Origin of the sequence: Mesorhizobium sp. B4-1-1 (assembly GCF_006439375.1) — a bacterium.
In the GTDB taxonomy this organism is placed as follows: Bacteria; Pseudomonadota; Alphaproteobacteria; order Rhizobiales; family Rhizobiaceae; genus Mesorhizobium.
Genome location: NZ_VFTH01000005.1, coordinates 14,868 through 34,695 on the forward strand (window position 1 = coordinate 14,868; position 19,828 = coordinate 34,695).

A 19,828-nucleotide genomic window follows, 5' to 3' on the forward strand; every position below is an offset into this window, starting at 1 on the left:
GCCGTCACTGCGCCCTTTTCATCAGGGCCGACAGGTCGGCGCCGGTTATCAGGCTTTCCACCGTCAAAAGATCGGTGTCGGCGACCGTCTGTTCGGCGACGATCTCGCCGCGGCGCATGACGATGATGCGGTCGGCGACCTCGAACACATGGTGGATGTTGTGCGTGATCAAGAGCACCGAATGCCCGGCCTCGCGCATCTCTTTGACGAAGCGCAGCACGCCATGCGTTTCCTCGACGCCGAGATTGTTGGTCGGCTCGTCGAGGATGATCACCTTGGCGGCGAACTGCATGGCGCGCGAGATCGCGATCGACTGCCGCTCGCCGCCGGAAAGCGTCGAGACCAACGCGTCGGCGTCGAGCTTCTTCGAGATGCCGACGCGCTTCAGCAGCGCTGAGGCAGCATTGCGCAGCTTGGCGAGGTCGAGCGGCGCGAAGACGCCCAGCCATTTGAGATTGACCGGCTCGCGGCCAAGGAACAGGTTGCGCGCGATGCTGAGATCCGGCGCAAGCGACGTGTCCTGGTGGATAGTCTCGATGCCGAGGTCCATCGCCTCGCGCGTCGAGCGGATCGAGACCTTTTCGCCGCGCACATAGATGTCGCCGCGATCGATCGGGAAAACGCCCGAGATCGCCTTGATCAGCGTCGATTTGCCGGCGCCGTTGTCGCCAAGCAGCGCCACCACTTCGCCTTCCTTGAGCGTCAGCGAGGCATTCTTCAGCGCGCGCACGCTGCCGAAGGATTTTTGCAGATTCTGCAGCCGGAGCACTTCCTGCATCATCATCAGCTCCTTGCGGCGTTTTTCTGCAGCAGTGCGTGCAGGATGAGCATGGCGAGGATGATGACGCCGACGAAGATGTTGTAGGCGAGCCCGGGCACGCCGACGAGCACGATGCCGTTGCGGATCGCGCGCAGCATCAGCGCGCCGACGATGGTGCCGAGGATGGTGCCGCGACCGCCGGTCAGCGCCGTGCCGCCGACCACCACCATGGCGATCACTTCGAGCTCATAGCCGGTTCCTGCCACCGGCGAAGCCGCCGAAATGCGGAAGGCGCTGATCATGCCGGCGAGCCCGGCAAGCACCGAGGTCAGGACGAACAGCCAGATCTTGACCGCGTCGGCCGGCACGCCGCGCGCCACCGCCGCGTTGCGGTTGGAGCCGATGGCGCTGATCCAGTTGCCGAGCTTGGCGTAGCGCAGGATGTAGATCGCAAGCAGCGACAGGCCGACGAACCACCACAGCGAGGTGTAGAAGCGGAACGAACCAACATTGAAGCTGCCGGCGAGCAGCGTGACGAAAAACCCGGGCTGGTCCCATGACTTCAGCGGAAAACCCTGCGTGATGTAGAGCGCCGCACCCCGTACGATCAAAAGCATCGACAGCGTCACCAGGAAGGACGAGATGCCGATCTTGGTGACGATCACGCCGTTGATCGCGCCGATGACGATGCACAGCAAAAGGCCGGCCAGCAGCGCCACGCCGATATCGACGCCGGCGTTCTGCACCAGCAGCATCACCACCACCGGCGCCAGGCCGAACACCGCGCCGACCGACAGGTCGAATTCTCCGGCGGTGAGCAGCAGCGTCATGCCGAGCGCGATGATGCCGAGCTCCGGCAGGAACGCCATCATGTTGGAGATGTTGAGCGGCGACAGGAAATTGCGGTCGGCGACGCCGAACACCACGAGAAGCATGATGAGAATGACGAAAGACGAGAATTGCGGCGAGCGCATCAGCCTCGACCTGCTCCTTGCCCCTCGTGCGCCGTCTTCCGCGGTGACTGCCATGACCTGTTGAACCATGCTTGCTATATGGCGCCCGCCGCTCACGCGGCGGGCGCCAGTTCCTCACTTCTTGTCGTAGAGCTTCAGGATCGGCTCGACGCTGGAGGCGTCGTAGAGGCCGAAGGTGTGGATGTCGTAGCCGATCGGCTCGCCCGAAGCCGCAAGCCCGAGCAGCGCGACCGGCATGAAGCCTTGCGCCGAGGGATACTGCCAGGCGGCGGCGTTGACGAAGCCGTCCTTCACCGCCTGCGCCGTCTCCTTGGAATTGCCCCAGCCGACGACCGGGATCTTGCCGGCCGGAATGCCGGCGCCGTCGAACACCCGCTTGACGCTGGCCGCCACGGAATCGCCCAGCGCGATGATCGCCGGCGGATTGTTGGCGACCATGTAGTCGGTCATCTTGGCGATGATGCCCGCCGGATCGGTGCCGCAATCGACCACGTCATATTTGATGCCAAGCGGATCGAAGACGCCGGCGATGCCTTCCGTCTCGAGCTGCTGGTAGCTGGCGCCCGGAACCTCGACCGGAAGGAACACCTTGTCGCCCTGCTTCACCATTCTGTGGTCGACGAGATATTTCGCCCAGATGGCGCCGGCTTCCTTGAGGTCGGCGCCGATATAGGCCTGGCGGCCGGTCGCCGGATCGTCCGTGTTGAAGAACACGATCGGTATGCCGGCAGCCTTGGCGGCCTTCACTTCCTCGGTCCACAGTCCGGGCTGCGCTGACGTCGTGGCGATGCCGTCCGGCCTGGCGGCCAGCGCCGAGTTGAAAGCCTCTTTCTGGGCCGCCATGTCGCCGCCGCTGAAAGAGATCTTGCAGGTCACCTTGAGCTGGTCACAGGCCTTGGTCGCGCCGGCATTCCAGTCGATCCAGAACGCGTCGGACGGGCCGCCATGCGACAAGAGATAGAACGTCTTCTGGCCTTCCTGCGCTTGCACGGCCGAGCCGAACGCGACGCCGGCAAGCACCGTCGCCGCAGCGACCAGCTTCAATCCAAACTTCAACATCTCGTTTCCTCCTATCTTGCAATGCAGGCGCCGCTCCGGAACGGGCGGCGTCCTGCGGTCTCACAGGCCGTTGGCGCGCAGCTTCCCGTCGAGGAATTTCTTGGCGCGCGGCACGTCGTCTTCCGACAGATGCTCGATGATCATCGGGATGTTCGGATGCTTTTCGGCGAGCCGCTGAAGATAGAGGTCGTAGTTCAGCGAGCCGAGGCCCGGCGCCGGCAGTTCGATTTCACCGACACCGCGGAAGGTGTGGCTTTCCATCGCGTCGGCGTCGCCGATATCGGCATGCTTCTCGGACTTGTCGTCGCCCGAGCGCTTCACGTCCTTGGCGTGGGCTATTCTGATCTTGTCGGTCAGCGTGTCGAAGACCTGGTTGAGTATCTGGTCCATCCGGTCGATGTTGTGGGTCTCGAAATAGTTGGTCGGGTCCATCAGCAGGCCAAGGCCAGGATGGTCGACCTGCGCGAACATCTTCACCGTCTCCTCGACCGAGCCGACGACATTGTTGACATAGGTTTCGAGCAGGAACACCGCGCCGTGGTCGTAAGCCGTCTGTGCAAGGTCGGCGATGACCTTGCGGCATTCCTCGAACCCTTCCTCGGTCTTGTTCTTCGGGTGATGCACCCAGTCGGACTCGGTGTTGTAGGTGCCGGTCTCCGAGATCACGTAAGGCGAGCCGAAATGCCGGGCGTTGCGGATGATCTCCTTGAGATAGCCGACGCGCTTCTCGCGCTCCGCCTTGTCCGGGTGGATGATGTTCGTATAGCCCGACACGCAGCAGACCGGCAGGTTATGGTCACGGAAGGTGTCGCGCACCTTCTTCGCCTTGTCCTTGGTGATCTGGCCGGCCGACAGGTCGACATCCTTGAAATGCAGATCGAGCTGCACCGTGTTGAAACCGAGGCCGCGGATTCTTTGCGCCGTCTCTTCGAGGCCATACGGGAAATAACCCGTGAAAATGCCTGCCTGCATCATGGTGTGAATTCCTCCCTGTAAGCGATTCAGTTGCCAGTAATTTCAGTTGATTGGGTTGATTCAGTTTGTCGGGATTTCGGAGAGCTTGACCGTGCGGCCCGAGGCCATCGAGCGGTAGCCCGCCTCGACCAGCGCCATGGTCTTGACGTTGTCGGCGACGGAGAGCGCCGGCGGCGTGCTGGTCTTCACCGCGTGCTGCAGCTGCTCCATGACGCCGATGAAGGCGTGCGGAAACCACATCGTTTCCCAGCTCGGGCTCACCCATTCGCCGCCGGTCGTCTCGGCCGAAGCGTAGGTCAGCGTCGAGGCGGCACCGGTCGGCCAGCCGATCGTGCCCTTGGCGACGCCCTTCGTGCCGTCGACGCGCCAGTTGATGTGCTGGTCGTCCTTGTAGCCGTCCTGGCGCGGGCCGGACCAAACGTCCTCCAGCGACACGGCAAGCACACCCGACGGGAAGCGCATCGTCGACACGGTGATGCCGTCGGAATGGTCGAATTGAGTACGCGGGTCCTTGCGCGTAAGCGTCGTGATCTCGTCCGGATCGCCGAACAGGAAGCGCAGCACGTCGAGGTGGTGCACGCTCATATTGGCGAGCGTCAGCCGGTCGTAGCCCTGAAGGAAGGTCTGCCAATGCGGGATCGCGTGCATGTCGATCTGCGCGAAGACGATGTCGCCGAGCGCGCCGCTGTCGATGATCTGCTTCAACACGCGCATCGACTGGTCGTAGCGCATGTTCTGGTTGACCGAGAGGATCTTGCCGGCCTTCGCCGCCTCGTCGCGCAGTTTGACGGCTTCCTCGACCGACAGCGCCAGGGGCTTCTGCGCCAGGATCGCCTTGATATGCTTCTGCTTCAGCGCGTGCCGGATCAGCGCCGGCTGCTGGTCTGGCGGAAAGGCCAGGTCGATGATGTCGACGTTGGTATCCTCGATCAGCTTTTCCGGCGTGTCGTGAACGGTCGGAATGTCCCAGCGGGTGGCGACCTTCTCAGCATTCGCCTTGGTGCGCGAGGCGATCGCCACCACCGGAAAGCCGGCTTCCTTGTAAGCCGCCAGATGGCACTCGGCCATGATCATGCCGGCCCCGACACAGCCGATTTTGTAATCCCTGGTGCGAACCTTGACGTCCGGCTCGAAGCCTTTGCCTGCCATCTCTTCCTCCCGAAATTCTTTCCTCGCGGCCGCCGTCACAGCGCGCCTCCATCCTGGCCGAAATAATGCACGCGACCCGGCTCGCAGGATATCGCCACCATCGCATCCGGCCTGATATCGGGCTGCCCGCGCAGAAGTGCCCTAAGCCGCGCTTGCCCTGCCGCGAGCGTCACCACGGTGTAGCCGCCGAGCGGCTCGACCTCGAACACCCGCGCCGGGCGGCCGTCCTTCGTGTCGCTGTCTGCCCAGGGCCGGACCTTGATGTCTTCAGGTCTCAGCCCGATCTCCATCGCCTCGGCCGGCGCCTTGGCATCGGTGATGCGTATTGTCCCCTCAGCAGCCTCGATCCCACCAGCGCCGCGAACCGACGGCAGGATGTTCATCATCGGCGAGCCGAGCATGCGCGCCACATAGGCGCTTGCCGGCCGATCGTAGATCTCGGCCGGCGCGCCGATCTGCCTGATCCGGCCGTTTTCCAGGATGGCCATGCGGTCGGCGACCGACATCGCCTCCTCCTGGTCATGCGTGACATAGATCAGCGTCTTGCTGAGCTCGCGCTGGATGCGTTTCAGTTCGACGCGCGTCTCCTCGCGCAGCCGCGCATCGAGCGCCGAGATCGGATCGTCCATCAGATAGGCTGCCGGGTCGCGCACCAGGGCGCGCGCGATCGCCACGCGCTGCCGCTCGCCGCCGGAAAGCTGTGCCGGCGGCTTATGCAGGATGTGGCCGATGTGCAGCTTGGCCGCGACGTCGGCCAGTCGCTTCTCTATCTCGGCCTCGGCCACTTTCCGCTCGACCAGCGGGAAGCGGACATTGTCGCGCGCGCTCATATGCGGAAACAGCGCCAGGTTCTGGAACACCATGGCGACGTTGCGCTCGGCCGGCGAGACGCTGTTGACCGGCTTGCCGCCGATCAAGATCTCGCCTTGATCCGGTACTTCCAGACCAAGCACCAGCCGCAGGATCGTCGACTTGCCGGACAGCGGCGGCCCGAAGAAGCAGAAGAACTCGTTGTCGTTGACGGTGAACGAGGCGTCGTCGACGGCAAGCGTGTTGCCGTAGCGCTTCGTGACATGGCGGAAAACGATGTCGGCCATGTCTCAGCCCGCCTTCACTGCGAGGCCGCTGGCGGCGTCGAAGACGCGCACCGACGAGGCCGGCGGCGCGACGACCGCCGTCTGCCCGACCGACAGCCCGACATCGTTCTCGAACACCGCCTTCGCCGCGCTCCCGCCTTCGCCGAGATGAACGATGGTGCGCGCGCCGATCCGCTCGACGAAGCTTACCGGCATCGACAGCCCGCGCTCGGCAAGCGCCACCTGCTCGGGCCGGAAACCGTAAAGCACGTCGCCGCGCGCCGCTCTCGCAGCTGAAGCCAGTTCATCCGGCAAGGGCGGCGTGACGCCGAGGGGTCCGAGATCGATCACCAGTCCGCGATCGCTTTCCGCCGGCCTGCCTTTCAGCAGGTTCATGCCGGGCGCGCCGATGAAGCGTGCGACGAAGACGTTGGCCGGATTGTTGTAGACCTCGAGCGGCGTGCCGACCTGCTGCAGCACGCCGTGATCCATCACCGCGATGCGGTCCGCCATGGTCATCGCCTCGAGCTGGTCGTGCGTGACATAGACCATGGTCTGCCTGAACTGGCGCTGCAGCTGCTTGAGCTCAGTGCGCATCACCGCGCGGAAGGCGGCGTCGACATTGGACAGCGGCTCGTCGAGCAGGAAGATCGCCGGCTCCATGATCGCGGAGCGGCCGATCGCCACGCGCTGCAGGATGTTGACCGACAGCCGGTCCGCCTTGCGGTCGAGCAGCGGCGAAAGCTGCAGCATCTCGGCGATGGCGCCGACGCGGCGATCGATCTCGGCTTTGGCGGCGCCGCGCATCCTCGGCCCGTAGGCGAGGTTCTGCCGAACCGTCATATGGGTGAAGATGGCGTAGTTCTGGAAGACGAAGCCGACGCCGCGCCGCCCCATCGGCACGCCGACCATGTCGCGCTCGCCGAACAGGATCTTGCCGCTGGTCGGCTCCTCCATGCCGGCGATCATGTTCATCGTCGTCGACTTGCCGCAGCCCGAGGGTCCGAGCAGCGCCATGAACTCGCCGTCGGCGATTTCGAGGTCCATCGTCTTTAGCGCGGTGAAGTCGCCGAATGTCTTGACCAGGTTCTTGAGATGGATCGCGCTCATGCCGGCACCTCCCGCGCCTTCGCCATGCGCTTCATGGCGTAGACCGCGACGATCGAAAGCACGATCAGGATGGCCAGCGCGATCGCCGCCACATAGCCCCAGATCAGGTCCTGCGTGGTGACCTTGTAGATGTAGACCGAGATCGTCTCGGTGGCCACGCCGGGACCGCCGCCGGTCATGATGTAGAGCGTGTCGAATATCTTGAAATTCTCGATCACCCTTATCGCCAGCGCGATGATGATGATCGTCTTCATCTTCGGCAGCACGATGGTGATGAAGCGCTGCCAGGCATTGGCGCCGAGCAGCGTTGCCGCCTTCATCTGATCTTCCGGCACGCCGACCAGGCCGGCGAGCAGGATCAGGAACATCAGCGGCGTCCACTGCCAGATGTCGGCGATCATGACCGCGATCAGCGCCAGGTTCGGATCCGACAGCCAGGCGATCGTCACCGGCGTGCCGACGATCCTCGACAGGATGTCGTTCACCGGGCCGCCCGACTGGAACAGCATGAAGAACATGTAGCCGGCGACCGCGGGCACGACCATCATCGGCATCAGCAGGATCGAATAGAAGATGCGCTTGCCGGGAAACTCGTCGGCGAACAGGGTCGCCAGAGCCAGGCCCAGCAGGAACTCCGCCGGCACGCAGACCAGCATGACGATCGCCGTGCGCTGCAGCGCGCTCCAGAAGCGGGTGTCGGCCGCGAGATCGGTGTAGTTGGCGAAACTGTTCCACATCTCCCAGGCGTTCCACCAGCCGGCGCCCGAAAGCGGCGACCAGTCGGTGACGCTGATGTAAAGCTGCATCAGCAGCGGAAAGGCCGAGATGAACAGCACCAGGACCTGCGCCGGCAAGATCAGTCGGAAGCCCAGCCTCGAGCCCTCGTCAGGCGTGGCGGGCTTTGTCCGCGCGCCCATCTCGTCCTCCGAAATCGTCGCCGTCACCGCGCTCATTGCTTGAGCGCTCCGAAGGTCAGCCCGCGCACCAGATGGCGCTGGATGGCGATGCCCATGATGACCGGCGGCACCGCCGCGATCAGACCGAGCGCGGCCTTGGCGCCATAGAGCTGTCCGGTCATCGAGGACGACAGCGATGCCATGTAGACGGGGATCGTCACCCATTCGCGCGTCGTGAGCAGCAACGCGATGAGATAATCCGACCAGTTGAGGATGAAGACGAAGAGCGCGGCACTCGCCAGCGGCGCGCGCATCATCGGCAGCGTGATGCGGGTGAAGACGCGCAGCCGCGAGCAGCCCTCGACAAGTGCTGCCTCCTCGATCTCGCGCGGCATGTCGTCGAAGAAGGTCTTCATCAGCCAGAAGGCGAAGGGCAGCGTGACGATGCCGTAGATCAGCGCCAGCCCCCACCATGTGTCGTTGAGGTTGAGGAACGCCCACATGATCATCACCGGGATCATGACGGCCATCGGCGGAAACAGCCTCAGCTGGATCAGCGCCAGCGGCAGGTTCTGGCCGGAGCCGAAGCGCGACAGGCCGTAGGCCGCCGCAGTGCCGGCCGACATGGCAATCGCGGTCCCGAACACCGCCGAAAGCAGCGACGACAGGATCGGCTTCAGCGCCGTGTGGTCGAGCGCGACGATCAGATCGTTGTCGGATTCGCCGAACACGAAGCGGAAATTGCTGAGCGTCGGCTGCTTCGGCCACCAAGTCAGGTCGGCGCCGGTCGCCGACCACTCGCCGATCGGCTTGAAGGCCATCGACACCATCCACAGGATCGGCACCAGCGTCACCGCCATCGCCGCGAGGATCGCGGCGTAGCGGAATATCTCGAAGGGAACGGAACGCTTCATCTGGCTGCTTTGCTGGTGGCGTTGCTGGCGAAGGGGAGGAGCAGTCGCCCCTCCCCTCCTTTTCTGATCCAGGGAGACGGATCAACTGATCGGATCGAGAACGGTGGGCCATGCCTCCTTGTTGGTCTTGATGGCTTCGAGAAGCTTGTCCTCGCCGATGCGGCGCGCGATCTTCTTCCACTCGCGCTCGGTATCGGCCATCGCCTGGTCCGGCGTCTTGGCCTTGGTCAGCGAGGCCATCAGGTTCTCGTCGAGCGCATTGTGGAAGGCGGTGGCGCCGGGATAGTTGATGGTCGGCACCGTGCGCGCCACCGTCTCGCGAACGACGTCCATGTGGTAGGCGTGATAGGTCTGGCGGACCAGCGGATCGGCGAAATCCGAGAGCCGGAACGGATCGAGATAGCCGCCGGGATTGGCGCTCATCCAGGCATAGATGCGGGCCGAGCCCAGCCACTGCAGCAGAAGGTAAGCAGCCTCCGGATTCTTCGACTGCGACGACACCATGCCGGTCAGCGAGAACCACAGAACGGAGCGGCTGATCAGCTTGCCGTCGATCTCGCGTCCCGGCGGCAGCATCGAGCCGATCTTGCCGGTGACGGCGGAATCCTTGTTGCCGGCATTGTCGAGGAATTTAGGCAGGTTGGAGAAGGCGCAGGTCATCGCCGCACCGCCCTTGGCGAAATTGCCATACTGCTCCGGCCAGCCCCACGAGATCGCGTCCGGCGAATGATGCGCCAGCGAATCCACATATTCCTTGGTGGCGGCGATGCCTTGCTCAGAATTGATCAGCGGCTTGCCGTCGTCGCCGAACAGGAATTGGTTGGGCGAGGCCATCGAGACATAGCGCTGGTACCAGTTGGTGTAGCCCCAACCCTGGTTGCGCAGGTCGGTGGAGCCGAACAGGCCCTTGTCCGGCCGCTGGAAGAAGGCCGCGACATCGCTGTGCTGCTTCCAGGTCTTCGGCGGCGCAAGGTCGTAGCCGTACTTGTCCTTGAACGCCTTCTGCTCCGCGGCGTCGCCGAACAGGTCGGCGCGGTAGACCCATGTCTGGAAGTCGCCGTCCAGCGACACGCCGTAGGTCGAGCCGCGATACTGGTTGAGCAGCGACACGCCCTTGGCGCCGTTGACGTAACCCTGCTTCGGGTCGTCCCACTCCGGCTTGTGCTTGGCGACGAAGTCGTCGAGCTTGGCGATGCCGCCGGTTTCGGCGAGATCGCCGAGGCGGTTCCATTCGGTCGAATAGATGTCGTAGGCCCCACCCTTGGTGGAGATGTCCTGCATCGTCTTTGTGAATTCCTGGCCGTTCGGCAGGCCGACGATCTCGATCTGGATGCCGGTTTCCTTCTCCCACAGGTCCTGGATCGACGGCGCGCCGGCCGGGAAAGGCCTGGTCAGCTGGCCGATCGAGCCGTCGGAGAGGCCAAGCACGATCTTCGCCGGCGCCTTGCCGGCCGCCTTCAGGGCTTTGGCCGCCTCGACCGCACGCCCTTCCGGCGTGTCGGGTCCGTACTGATAGCGTTCGGCTCCGTCGAAGCCGGTCGGCCCGCCGATCATGCCGGGCGCCAGCGCATCCGCCGCGAAGGCGCGGCCGGGACGAATGAACTGCGGTGCAATACCAGTCGCGGCGACAAACACCGCCGCCTTTCCTCCGGACGCCAGCAGGCGGCGCCGCGACATGCGGATCAAATGAGACATCGAATTCCTCCCTCGGGGCCTGTTCCTCCATGGCCCACGTGAGGGATATTGACGACAGCGCGTGAAGCCTGTCAACATCATAAATACTCAAAACACGTCATAAGATCGCAAATGAGGGGAGAAAATGCAGTCCGCCGAACCCATCACATCGCACCCATTGCTTGGATTTGAGGGGCTTTCGCCGCGATCCGACCGGCTTGGCCGGACCTTCGCCGCCTTATGTAGCGCGCCGGCTTGCGCGCAAGCCAAGGGCGGTTACATCATTTCACATCAGAATCGCGGTCGCTGCTGGGGCGTTTTCCGGAACTGAGTGGAAGCTGCGTGATTTTGATGCTTGCGATGAGGTGCTCGACGTGCGGTCAACCCTGACAGACATAGCCCGGGAAGCCGGCGTTTCTCCGGCCACGGTCGACCGTGTGCTCAACAACCGGCCAGGCGTGCGCGCCCGCACGCGCGAGATCGTCATCGAGATGGCGCAGCGCCTTGGCTATATCGCCGAGACGCCGAACGGCGCGCCGCGGCGAACCGCACCGGGACAGACGATCAGGCTCGACTTCGCGCTGCCCGCCGGCACCAACTCCTTCATCAAGCTGCTGCACCGGCACATCGAGGCGCAGGCGCTGACGCGGCCCGATCTCGACGTCCGCGTGACGACCATCGAAGGCTTCAATCCCGACCGGCTCGCCCGCCTGCTTCAGGACCTGCATGGCCAGACGCAAGGGGTCGGCGTGATTGCGCTCGACCATCCGACGGTGCGCGAGGCGATCCGCTCGCTGTCGGCCAGCGACATCAAGGTCGTCACCATCGCCTCCGACATCCTGCATGTGCCGCGGGTCGCCTATATCGGCATCGACAACCGCGCCGCCGGGCGGTTGGCCGGCTATCTGCTCAACCGCTTCATGGCCACAGGACGTCCGGGCAAGGTGGCGCTGTTCGCGGGCTCGCTCGCCTATCGCGGCCATGAGGAGCGCGAGATGGGTTTCCGCCATATCCTCGCCGAGGAATCCCCCAACCTCGAGATCGTCGAGATGCGTGAAATGCTCGACGACCGCGAAAAGGCCTATTCGGAGGCTTCCGCTTTGCTTGAGCGCCACCCCGACCTCGCCGCGATCTATAATGTCGGCGCCGGCAACACCGGCATCGCCCGCGCGCTGAAGGAACGCGGACGCGCCGAAGAGATCATCTTCCTCGGCCATGAGGTGACGGACGGCACCAAGGAACTCCTGCTCGACGGCACGCTCGACGCGGTGATCGACCAGAACCCGCGCGTCGAGGCCAGGGAGGCGCTCAACATCCTGTCCCACTCGGTCAGGGGGTTGCCCTACGAGCTTCACCAGCCGCGGCTGCAGGTTATCTTCCGCGAGAGCATCCCGGAGATTTGAGGTATAGGAACGCGTCTTTACAAGTCCTGTCAGGCCTCCGATCCGAAATGATCGACAAAGGCCCTGAGCAGACCGAGCCGGCCCAGCGATTTCGGAAAAAACACAAAGAAGCCCGGACGCCGCAGGCTGTATTGCGGCAAGACTTCCACAAGATCCCCTCGTCGCAGATCCTCGGCAACACCGGCACGCAGCGACCAGCCGATGCCCAGGCCTTGCCTTGCCGCCTCTACGACGGTGCGCAGATCATTCAGGACAAGTCTCCCCGAGACATCCACGGAAATCTCACTGCCATCGACTTGGAAACGCCACTCGGCGATCCGCCCCGAGGATATCTGTCGGTGTCGGATGCAGCTGTGCGACAGCAGGTCGCGCGGATGCATGGGATGCCCGTGGCGATCCAGATAGTCGGGAGCGGCAACGTAGGCGCCGTTCAGCGGCGATGTCAGGCGACGTGCGATCATATCGTCCTGCAGGTGATCACCGAGCCGAATTCCAGCATGGAACCCTTGCGAAACAATGTCGGTAAGGCCTTCATCTATCGAGAGATCCAGTTCAACCCGCGGATAGGCAGCTTCAAATGCCGCCAAACGGGGAGCGATGATCAACTGCCATGCCCGGTAAGGGAGAGTGACGCGCAGTTGACCTGATCGCGCCTTGCCGGTCTCGCGCGCGGTATCCAGAGCTTCTTCGATTGCTCCTATCAGATGACGCGTGCTCAGGAAGAGTGCCCGCCCGGCGTCGGTCATCATGACGGATCGCGTGCTGCGAGTGAACAGCGCAGTGCCGAGCCGGTCTTCGAAGGCCTTTAGCTGCAGGGAGACCGCCGGTGGATTTACGCCGAGCACGCGCGCTGCCGAACGCAGCGACCCATGCTCGGCGATCGCCAAAAAAGTCTGCAATCCTGACAGCTCTACTCGCGGCATTGATTAATATGACCAATCATACTGATCATATTATGCCGCCTATTCGCACCGATCAACAGTTGCAAGACTGGGAAATCATGACGGGAGACAACAGATGGCTGCCCAACCGACAGAACGATCCCTGCCAGTCACCGGTGTGATCGTCATTCTCATGACCGTGTTTGCGATGGCGCTGACCGACGCCTTCGTAAAATTCTCCAGCGCCAGTCTGACGCTCTGGCAGATTTACGTGCTGCGCTCCTCGATCGCGTTTCCAATACTGCTCCTGCTCACACGCGGCGCGGTCTGGCCGTCGGCTCCCGGTTGGGTAGCGCTCCGCAGCGGAGCGCTGCTGCTGATGTATCTGGCGATCTACGCAGCGATCCCGATCCTCGACCTTTCCGTTATCGCTGCGTCTCTTTACACGGCGCCCCTGTTCATCGTGCTGCTGTCGTCGCTCGTCCTTGGTGAGCGCATCGCGCTGCTTCATTGGGTGGGCATCGCAATGGGGTTCGCCGGCGTACTTTTGATTGTGCGCCCGACGTCGGACGGTTTCTCGCCACTGCCGCTGATACCGGTCGCCGCCGCACTCCTCTATGCAATCGCGGCGGTTCTCACACGCGCCAAATGTGCTGGGGAAACGCCAATGACCATGGCGTTGTGGCTGAACGCAACGCTGCTTATCGCCGGGTGTATCGCGAGCCTCGTCATCGGGCTCGCCGGCTCTTGGCCAGCCTATCCATTTCTGTTCGGAAACTGGGCCGCCATGGGGTCGCGGGAGTGGCGGATCATCGTCATCCTCGCGGCCCTGATCATTGCTGTGAGCATAGGTTTGGCTCGTGCCTATCAATCGCCCAAACCCCAGATCATAGCCACATTCGACTACGCCTATCTGATCTTCGCTGCATTCTGGGGCTATGTGTTCTTCAACGAGGTCCCCGGCCGGACGACTGTCGCCGGAATGGTATTGATTGGCCTTGCCGGCGTGTCGGTGCTTTGCATCAAGCCCTCAGCGGACGGCACCGCGACCGCCCGATCGGGAATATCAGGCCCGGTCAACGAGCAACCGTGATCCTAATTCAAGGCGATCAGCACCGTGCTGTCCGGCGACCAGCTGAGCACCACCGGCTCGCCCTCGGCAAGCCGCTCAGCGCCAGTATTCTGGACGATCACTTTCAGCGTCTGGCCGTCGCGCTCGACGAAGTAGGTGCTGTTGTTGCCGGCAAAGATGCGTTTCGAGACTTGTCCCTTGAGCGTGTTCGCGTTGCCTTCATCAGCCTTCCCCGCACCGCTCGAAATCCGGATGCGTTCGGGCCGGACCGCGCAACTCGCCTTGGCCCCGGCCGGCACCGATGCGCCTGTCGATGCCTCGATCGTCGTGCCGTCCGGCAGCTTGATCCCGGAGCCGGTCGCATCGCCGCGAAAGATATTGGCGTCGCCGAGGAAGGTCGCGGCGAACTCGCTTTGCGGCCTGTCGTAGATCTCCTCCGGCGGCCCTTCCTGCACCATCCTGCCATCGCGCAGGATGCCGATGCGGTCGCTCATCGTCAGCGCTTCTTCCTGGTCGTGCGTGACGAAGATGGTGGTGATGCCGATCTCGCGCTGGATGCGCTTCAGCTCGATCTGCATGTCGACGCGCAGCGCCTTGTCGAGCGCGCCGAGCGGCTCGTCGAGCAGGAGCACGCGCGGCTTGGTGACGATGGCTCGCGCCAGCGCCACGCGCTGGCGCTGGCCGCCGGAGAGCTGGTGCGGCTTGCGCGCGCCGAGCTTGCCGAGTTGCACGAGATCGAGCGCGCGCTGAACCTCCGAAGCGATCGTCGCCTTCGGCTCGCCGCGCACCGAGAGGCCGAAGGCGACATTGTCGGTGACGCTCATATTCGGGAACAGCGCATAATTCTGGAACACCATGCCGATGCGGCGCTTTTCGACCGGCACGCGCTCGACGCTTTCTCCGCCGATGGCGATGCGGCCAGCGTCGGGAAAATCGAAGCCGGCGATTTGCCTGAGCAGCGTGGTCTTGCCGCTGCCGGACGGACCGAGCAGCGCGTAGAAGCCGCCATCGGCGAAATCGATCGACACATCGTCCAGCGCCTTGTGCGCGCCGAAACTGCGGGAGACGTTCGCGACCTGGACGCCAGCCATCATTTTTCTCCGCCGAATTTGAAGAAGCGCGCCGTGAGCAGCATCAGCGCCATCGACACCACGATGATGATCGTCGAGACCGCGTTGATCTCAGGCGTGAAGCCCTTGCGGATCGCGGCGTAGATTTCGACCGGCAGCGTCGTCTGGCCGGGCGTCGACAGGAAATACGAAACGACGAACTGGTCGAACGACACGGCAAAGGCGAACAGCCCGCCGGCGATCACGCCGGGCATGATCCAGGGCAAGGTCACGCGCATGGTCACCTGCCACTGGTTGGCGCCGAGCGAGCGCGCCGCCTCTTCCAGCTCAGGCGCGAAGGTCTGCAGCCGGGCCGACACCACGACGATCACGTAAGGCAGCGCCAGCGCGACATGCCCGAGCAGGATAGCGACCAGCCCTCGGCCGATGCCGACGCCGAAGAAGAAGATCAGCATCGCCGTGCCGGTGATCAGCCAGGGAATGGCGATCGGCGGGAAGAGCAGCGCCTGCAGGAATTTCTTGCCGCGGAACTCGTAGCGATAGAGCGCCAGCGAGGCCATCGAGCCCAGCACCGTCGAGATCAAAGTGGTGATGACGGCGATCTCGATGCTGTTCCAGGTCGCCGCGATCAGCTGGTCGTTCTGCCAGAGCGAGGCGTACCAGTCCGTCGTCCACTCGAACGGCAATTGGTAGAAGGGCGAGGCGTTGAAGGACATCGCCGCCATGATGACGATCGGCAGATAAAGGAAGCCGAGCAAAAGCACGATGTAGAAGCGCCCGAGCCATTCGAGGATGCGCGTCGTCGCCATCAGCCGGCCCTCCGCAGGACCGGCGCCGCCAACGCCAGGATGATCAGCACGACGGCGAGCAGGATGAAGGAGAGCGCCGCGCCCAGCGGCCAGTTGAAGACGGCGACGAACTGGTCCTCGATGACTGTGCCGTAGAAGGTTCCGGTGCGGCCGCCGAGGATACGCGGCTCCATGAACGAGCCGACGACCGGCACGAAGATCAGCGCGGAACCGGCGATCAGGCCCGGCATCGACAGCGGGATGATGACCCGCCACAGCACCTGCCGCCGCGAGGCGCCGAGCGAGCGTCCGGCCTCGATCAGCGAGTCGTCGATGGCCTGCAGAGTGAGGTAGCAGGTCAGCACCATGTAGGGCACATAGGAGTGCACCAGGCCGATGATGACGGCCGGATAGGAATACATGAGATCGATGTTGATCTTGAACGGCAGCACCGCGTTGAGCGCCGTGTCGAGGATGCCGCCTTCGCGCAGCACCATGGCCCAGGAGAATATCCGCACCAGTCCGTTCGACCAGAACGGCAGGATGACGAGCAGGAATATCGCCTCGCGGCTGCGCCCTTTGAGCACTTTGGCCAGCACATAGGCCGCCGGATAGCCGATGAACACGCACCACAGCGTCACTTCGAGGCCGAGACGCAGCGATGAAAGCAGCAGCCTCGAATAGAGGCTTTGCGAGAAGAAGGCCGCGTAGTTGCCGAGGGTGAAGGCCCACTCCTTGCCTGCCAGCGGCAGGTCGGTCATGAAGGAGAAGAACACCATGGCCGACAGCGGCAGGAAGATCGCCACCGTCAGCCACAGATAGGCGGGAAGGAGAAGCGGCAGGGCCGGCTTCAGTCCGCGCCGCGAACCGATCGCAACCTGGTCGGCCATTTTGCCTCTCCTCCCCGAAAGACGTGATTACTTCACGTTGACCTTCAGCTCCTGCCACAGCGCCAGATACTTCTCGCGCTGCTCGTCGGTGATCGGCGCCTGGAACTGGATGCGCTTGGCGACGTCGGGGCTGCCCATGACCTTGCGGTTGAAGGCATCCTCGGGCAGCGCGTCGACCGCCTTGGTGTTGGCCGAAACCGGCGCGCCGACCTTGGTCACCCATTCGACATAGAATTTCGGATCGATCATGTAGTTGATGAAGGCCTCGGCGCCGGCGACGTTCTTGGAGCCGACGGGGATCGAGAAAGCATCCAGCCAGGCGACAGAGCCTTCCTGCGGGATGACCAGCGAGACCGGCAGCTTGAAATGCGTCTTGGCGCGATCAGCCGAACCGCTCCAATAGGTGCCGATGTCAATCTGGTTGGAAGCGACCATCTGGTTCCAGTCGTTTTCCGAGCTCCAGAAGGTCTTGATCTGCGGCATCAGCGACGTGAGCTTCTGCTTGACCGCGTCCATATCCTTGATGTCGTTGATGTTCTGTCCCGACGCCAGCGCACCGAACTGCACCGCCTCGACGGCGTCGTCACGGATGATGACGCGGCCCTTATGCGCTGGGTCCCACATCTCGGCGATGCTCGTCGGCGGCTTGTCGAAGGACTTTTCGTTGATGGCCAGAGCCGTCAGGCCCCAAACCCACGGCACTCCATAGACCTTGCCGTCATGGTTCAGCATCGGCGAGCCCACCTTGTCCTTGGCGATGTCGGCGTAATTGGAAAGCTTCGAGACGTCGATCGGCTGGATCAGCTTGCCGGCCATCGCCTGATCGTTGAAAGCGGCATTGATCATGACGACGTCGTAGAGGCCGGGATTGGTACGGATCTTGGTCAGCATCTCCTGCTCGGAGTTGAAGAAGTCGTTGACTACCTTGAAGCCGGTCGCCTTCTCGAAATTGGCGACCGCCCAGGGCTCGTCGGCGCCGTAGCCCTTCCAGTTGAGCACATGCACTTCCTCGGCTGCTTGTGCTGCCAATGTGAAGGCGGAAACGAGGACGGCGGTCGCCGTCAGAAAAGCGGTCAGTCTGGGCATGCGCATGGTATTTCCTCTCATTGTTTGCCCGGTTGACGGGCTTGTTAAGTTGCAGTCGCTTCCTCACGGCCAAGCGCGATCGCCGCTTCGCCGCGCAGGGTCAGGAATTCCTGGATTTCCGTACCGGTCGGCGCCGAAGAACCGCCATGGCGGGTGACCGAAAGCGCGGCGGCTGCATTGGCGTAGCGCGCCGCCTCGCAGGCGCGCATGCCGCGCGACAATGCGCTGACGAAGGCGCCGATATGCGCGTCGCCGGCGCCATTGGTATCGACCGCCTCCACCTTGAAGCCGGGCACCGCGCGGGTACCGCCGTCGGCCATTCGCACCAGGCAGCCATGCGCGCCGGCGCGGATGACGACGCCTTCGGCTCTGGGGCAATGCTCGGCGAGCAACCGGATGGCGACGGTTTGGGCATCGCCGGCGCCAGCTATTGCGGCGGCCTCATGAGTGTTGCAGCTCAGCCAGGTCGTGCGCGCGAGAGCCCTGTCCAGGATCGGCCGCGGAATGTCGGCGATCACCGGCGTCGGATCGAAGACGAAAGGAATGTCGGCCGGCAGCGCCTCGATCCAGTCGGTGAGCGCGTCGCGGCTGCCGGGATAGCTCAGCGTATAGCCGGAGGTGAAAACCCAATCGCCGGGAACGACGTGGACGGGCGCCATCATGTCGAGCGTGAGCCGGCTCTCAGCGCCAGGCCACGAGACGAAGGTTCGCTCCGCGTCGCTGCTGATCATGGCAACACAATTGCCGCTATCCATGAGGGGCGACGGCGGCGTCAGCGCCTCGATGCCTTCGGCGGCGAAGGCGGCGCGCAGGAAGTCTCCGTCCGGCCCGGTGCCGAGCTGGCCGCCGAACACCACCTTCATGCCGGAGCGGCTCGCCGCGACCATCATGTTGAAGCCGCCGCCGGCGACGCGGGTGTAGCTCGTCGCCGTCTTTTCCGTACCGGCCGCCGGCAAGGCGTCGATGCGGTAGACATAGTCGACCACTGCGCTGCCGACATGGACGAGCCGCCCACTCATGCCGCGTCCTCCGTGCCTGGACCGGTCTTGGCCGTCCGGGCCGCGACCAGATCCTTGGCCAGCGCGCGGACATCCGCGATGTCGATGCCATGCAATTCGCAGATGCGATCCTGCGGCAGCCTCGACAGGCCGGCGCAGGCGCCGGCCATGCCGGCCGCAATCGCCCCGATCGTGTCGGTGTCGCCGCCGAGATTGGCCGCGATCACAGCAGCCCGCCACGCATCGCCTTGCGCGATTTCCAGCACCGCGAAGGCCGCCGGCACCGATTCCTGGCTGGCGACGCCCGTGCCAACCAGTTCGACGATCAGCTTGATTGCTTCCTTCTCCGCCTTGCCGCGGACAAGCGACTGCGCCCAGACAATGCGCGCGGCGATGTCGCCGCCGGTGACCCAATGGCCGAGCGCAGCACCAAGTCTCGCGGCGGCGGCCGCATGGCTAGAAGCGGCGCGCCAGTCGCCACCCGAGACACCGAGACTGACAGCGGCGGCGACCGCTGCGGCCGAGGCGATGGCTATCGAGGTGTTGTGCGTGGCCCGGCATGTCTGCGCCACCTTTGCTACGAGCGCGTCGAGCGGCTCCGGCGGCATCATGATGCCGACCGGTCCGATGCGCATTGCCGCGCCATTGGTATCGCCGCTGCGTCCGGCCTCTTCGGCCGGCACGCCGCTGTTAATGGCGTCGATGGCGCGCTTGGTCGATGGTCCAAGCAGGTCGTAGCTGCCGCGCGCCTTGACGTCGCGCTCCCAGTCGAGCAGCGCGCTGACCCAGCGCGCATGATCGAAACGCTCACCGGACTCGACCAGGATACGGCCAAGCAGCAGCGCTTGTTCGGTGTCGTCGGTGATCGCGCCGGCCGGCAGTCCTTTCGACACGGGATGATCGGCGGCAGGCGCGACGAAATCCTCGACATGGCCATAGAGCTCGGCGATGCGGGCCGGCGACAGAAGCTGCGTCGGCATGCCCAGCGCATCGCCCAGCGCGCCGCCGATCAGCGCGCCCATTGCCCGATCCATCGAGGCAGCGGCCGCCATG

Annotated in this window: 19 protein-coding genes; 2 read left to right on the top strand and 17 right to left on the bottom strand. The window is 64.0% G+C overall.

Annotated elements, in window-relative coordinates:
- Positions 1–4: 4 nt before the first annotated feature.
- The 10 genes from FJW10_RS08765 to FJW10_RS08810 all read right to left on the bottom strand — a co-directional run bounded on the left by FJW10_RS08765 (position 5) and on the right by FJW10_RS08810 (position 10,608).
- Positions 5–781, bottom strand: a complete 777-nt coding sequence (locus FJW10_RS08765) for an ATP-binding cassette domain-containing protein (protein ID WP_140640041.1) — start codon at positions 779–781, stop codon at positions 5–7.
- 2 nt (positions 782–783) lie between these two features.
- On the bottom strand, positions 784–1,788 hold the full coding sequence (locus FJW10_RS08770) for an ABC transporter permease (RefSeq protein ID WP_140899771.1): 1,005 nt from the start codon (positions 1,786–1,788) through the stop codon (positions 784–786).
- 60 nt (positions 1,789–1,848) lie between these two features.
- Positions 1,849–2,793, bottom strand: a complete 945-nt coding sequence (locus tag FJW10_RS08775) for a substrate-binding domain-containing protein (protein ID WP_140899772.1) — start codon at positions 2,791–2,793, stop codon at positions 1,849–1,851.
- A 60-nt stretch (positions 2,794–2,853) separates the two neighbouring features.
- Positions 2,854–3,768: a sugar phosphate isomerase/epimerase gene (locus FJW10_RS08780; protein WP_140899773.1), complete on the bottom strand. Its 915-nt coding sequence runs from the start codon at positions 3,766–3,768 to the stop codon at positions 2,854–2,856.
- Between the two features lie 60 nt (positions 3,769–3,828).
- Entirely contained in the window at positions 3,829–4,917 is a 1,089-nt protein-coding gene (locus tag FJW10_RS08785) for a Gfo/Idh/MocA family oxidoreductase (RefSeq protein WP_140899774.1), read from the bottom strand.
- Between the two features lie 35 nt (positions 4,918–4,952).
- Positions 4,953–6,014, bottom strand: a complete 1,062-nt coding sequence (locus FJW10_RS08790) for an ABC transporter ATP-binding protein (protein WP_140899775.1) — start codon at positions 6,012–6,014, stop codon at positions 4,953–4,955.
- Positions 6,015–6,017: 3 nt separating this feature from the next.
- The gene (locus FJW10_RS08795; protein WP_140899776.1) at positions 6,018–7,103 is read right to left on the bottom strand and encodes an ABC transporter ATP-binding protein; all 1,086 of its coding nucleotides are present in this window, start codon (positions 7,101–7,103) and stop codon (positions 6,018–6,020) included.
- The gene (locus tag FJW10_RS08800) at positions 7,100–8,056 is read right to left on the bottom strand and encodes a sugar ABC transporter permease (RefSeq protein WP_140899777.1); all 957 of its coding nucleotides are present in this window, start codon (positions 8,054–8,056) and stop codon (positions 7,100–7,102) included. Before FJW10_RS08800 ends, FJW10_RS08795 begins: the two co-directional genes overlap by 4 nt.
- Complete coding sequence (locus FJW10_RS08805; RefSeq protein ID WP_140899778.1) at positions 8,053–8,913, bottom strand: carbohydrate ABC transporter permease; 861 nt, start codon at positions 8,911–8,913, stop codon at positions 8,053–8,055. Before FJW10_RS08805 ends, FJW10_RS08800 begins: the two co-directional genes overlap by 4 nt.
- Before the next feature lie 81 nt (positions 8,914–8,994).
- Positions 8,995–10,608 carry an extracellular solute-binding protein gene (locus tag FJW10_RS08810; protein ID WP_140899779.1) on the bottom strand — a complete coding sequence of 538 codons (1,614 nt, stop codon included), beginning with the start codon at positions 10,606–10,608 and terminating at the stop codon, positions 8,995–8,997.
- A gap of 353 nt (positions 10,609–10,961) precedes the next feature.
- On the opposite strand from FJW10_RS08810, the gene FJW10_RS08815 reads away from it, so the two are divergent.
- On the top strand, positions 10,962–11,990 hold the full coding sequence (locus tag FJW10_RS08815) for a LacI family DNA-binding transcriptional regulator (RefSeq protein ID WP_140899780.1): 1,029 nt from the start codon (positions 10,962–10,964) through the stop codon (positions 11,988–11,990).
- Between the two features lie 29 nt (positions 11,991–12,019).
- Here the strand turns inward: FJW10_RS08815 and FJW10_RS08820 are convergent, their stop codons facing one another.
- Positions 12,020–12,913 carry a LysR family transcriptional regulator gene (locus tag FJW10_RS08820; protein ID WP_140899781.1) on the bottom strand — a complete coding sequence of 298 codons (894 nt, stop codon included), beginning with the start codon at positions 12,911–12,913 and terminating at the stop codon, positions 12,020–12,022.
- Positions 12,914–13,007: 94 nt separating this feature from the next.
- On the opposite strand from FJW10_RS08820, the gene FJW10_RS08825 reads away from it, so the two are divergent.
- On the top strand, positions 13,008–13,964 hold the full coding sequence (locus FJW10_RS08825; RefSeq protein ID WP_140899782.1) for a DMT family transporter: 957 nt from the start codon (positions 13,008–13,010) through the stop codon (positions 13,962–13,964).
- A gap of 2 nt (positions 13,965–13,966) precedes the next feature.
- Here FJW10_RS08825 and FJW10_RS08830 read toward each other — a convergent pair whose 3' ends face one another.
- From FJW10_RS08830 to FJW10_RS08855, 6 genes are read right to left on the bottom strand one after another with little or no spacing between them, the layout of a single operon-like run.
- Positions 13,967–15,034: an ABC transporter ATP-binding protein gene (locus FJW10_RS08830; protein ID WP_140899783.1), complete on the bottom strand. Its 1,068-nt coding sequence runs from the start codon at positions 15,032–15,034 to the stop codon at positions 13,967–13,969.
- Positions 15,034–15,822: an ABC transporter permease gene (locus FJW10_RS08835; protein WP_140899784.1), complete on the bottom strand. Its 789-nt coding sequence runs from the start codon at positions 15,820–15,822 to the stop codon at positions 15,034–15,036. Before FJW10_RS08835 ends, FJW10_RS08830 begins: the two co-directional genes overlap by 1 nt.
- Positions 15,822–16,691 (bottom strand): ABC transporter permease, encoded by an 870-nt coding sequence (locus FJW10_RS08840; protein WP_140899785.1) that lies wholly within the window; start codon positions 16,689–16,691, stop codon positions 15,822–15,824. Before FJW10_RS08840 ends, FJW10_RS08835 begins: the two co-directional genes overlap by 1 nt.
- A gap of 27 nt (positions 16,692–16,718) precedes the next feature.
- Entirely contained in the window at positions 16,719–17,783 is a 1,065-nt protein-coding gene (locus FJW10_RS08845; protein WP_140899786.1) for an ABC transporter substrate-binding protein, read from the bottom strand.
- A 38-nt stretch (positions 17,784–17,821) separates the two neighbouring features.
- Positions 17,822–18,796 carry a PfkB family carbohydrate kinase gene (locus FJW10_RS08850; protein WP_140899787.1) on the bottom strand — a complete coding sequence of 325 codons (975 nt, stop codon included), beginning with the start codon at positions 18,794–18,796 and terminating at the stop codon, positions 17,822–17,824.
- A complete protein-coding gene (locus tag FJW10_RS08855) occupies positions 18,793–19,827 on the bottom strand; it encodes an ADP-ribosylglycohydrolase family protein (protein WP_181177467.1) in 1,035 nt (344 codons plus the stop codon). The genes FJW10_RS08850 and FJW10_RS08855 overlap by 4 nt, the downstream gene beginning before the upstream one ends.
- Between the last annotated feature and the right edge of the window lies 1 nt (position 19,828).

Coding starts and splice junctions, on each gene's coding strand:
- FJW10_RS08765 (WP_140640041.1), bottom strand. CDS start 781: ATGATGCAGGAAGTGCTCCGGCTGCAGAATCTGCAAAAATCCTTCGGC.
- FJW10_RS08770 (WP_140899771.1), bottom strand. CDS start 1,788: ATGGCAGTCACCGCGGAAGACGGCGCACGAGGGGCAAGGAGCAGGTCG.
- FJW10_RS08775 (WP_140899772.1), bottom strand. CDS start 2,793: ATGTTGAAGTTTGGATTGAAGCTGGTCGCTGCGGCGACGGTGCTTGCC.
- FJW10_RS08780 (WP_140899773.1), bottom strand. CDS start 3,768: ATGATGCAGGCAGGCATTTTCACGGGTTATTTCCCGTATGGCCTCGAA.
- FJW10_RS08785 (WP_140899774.1), bottom strand. CDS start 4,917: ATGGCAGGCAAAGGCTTCGAGCCGGACGTCAAGGTTCGCACCAGGGAT.
- FJW10_RS08790 (WP_140899775.1), bottom strand. CDS start 6,014: ATGGCCGACATCGTTTTCCGCCATGTCACGAAGCGCTACGGCAACACG.
- FJW10_RS08795 (WP_140899776.1), bottom strand. CDS start 7,103: ATGAGCGCGATCCATCTCAAGAACCTGGTCAAGACATTCGGCGACTTC.
- FJW10_RS08800 (WP_140899777.1), bottom strand. CDS start 8,056: ATGAGCGCGGTGACGGCGACGATTTCGGAGGACGAGATGGGCGCGCGG.
- FJW10_RS08805 (WP_140899778.1), bottom strand. CDS start 8,913: ATGAAGCGTTCCGTTCCCTTCGAGATATTCCGCTACGCCGCGATCCTC.
- FJW10_RS08810 (WP_140899779.1), bottom strand. CDS start 10,608: ATGTCTCATTTGATCCGCATGTCGCGGCGCCGCCTGCTGGCGTCCGGA.
- FJW10_RS08820 (WP_140899781.1), bottom strand. CDS start 12,913: ATGCCGCGAGTAGAGCTGTCAGGATTGCAGACTTTTTTGGCGATCGCC.
- FJW10_RS08825 (WP_140899782.1), top strand. CDS start 13,008: ATGGCTGCCCAACCGACAGAACGATCCCTGCCAGTCACCGGTGTGATC.
- FJW10_RS08830 (WP_140899783.1), bottom strand. CDS start 15,034: ATGGCTGGCGTCCAGGTCGCGAACGTCTCCCGCAGTTTCGGCGCGCAC.
- FJW10_RS08835 (WP_140899784.1), bottom strand. CDS start 15,822: ATGGCGACGACGCGCATCCTCGAATGGCTCGGGCGCTTCTACATCGTG.
- FJW10_RS08840 (WP_140899785.1), bottom strand. CDS start 16,691: ATGGCCGACCAGGTTGCGATCGGTTCGCGGCGCGGACTGAAGCCGGCC.
- FJW10_RS08845 (WP_140899786.1), bottom strand. CDS start 17,783: ATGCGCATGCCCAGACTGACCGCTTTTCTGACGGCGACCGCCGTCCTC.
- FJW10_RS08850 (WP_140899787.1), bottom strand. CDS start 18,796: ATGAGTGGGCGGCTCGTCCATGTCGGCAGCGCAGTGGTCGACTATGTC.
- FJW10_RS08855 (WP_181177467.1), bottom strand. CDS start 19,827: ATGGCGGCCGCTGCCTCGATGGATCGGGCAATGGGCGCGCTGATCGGC.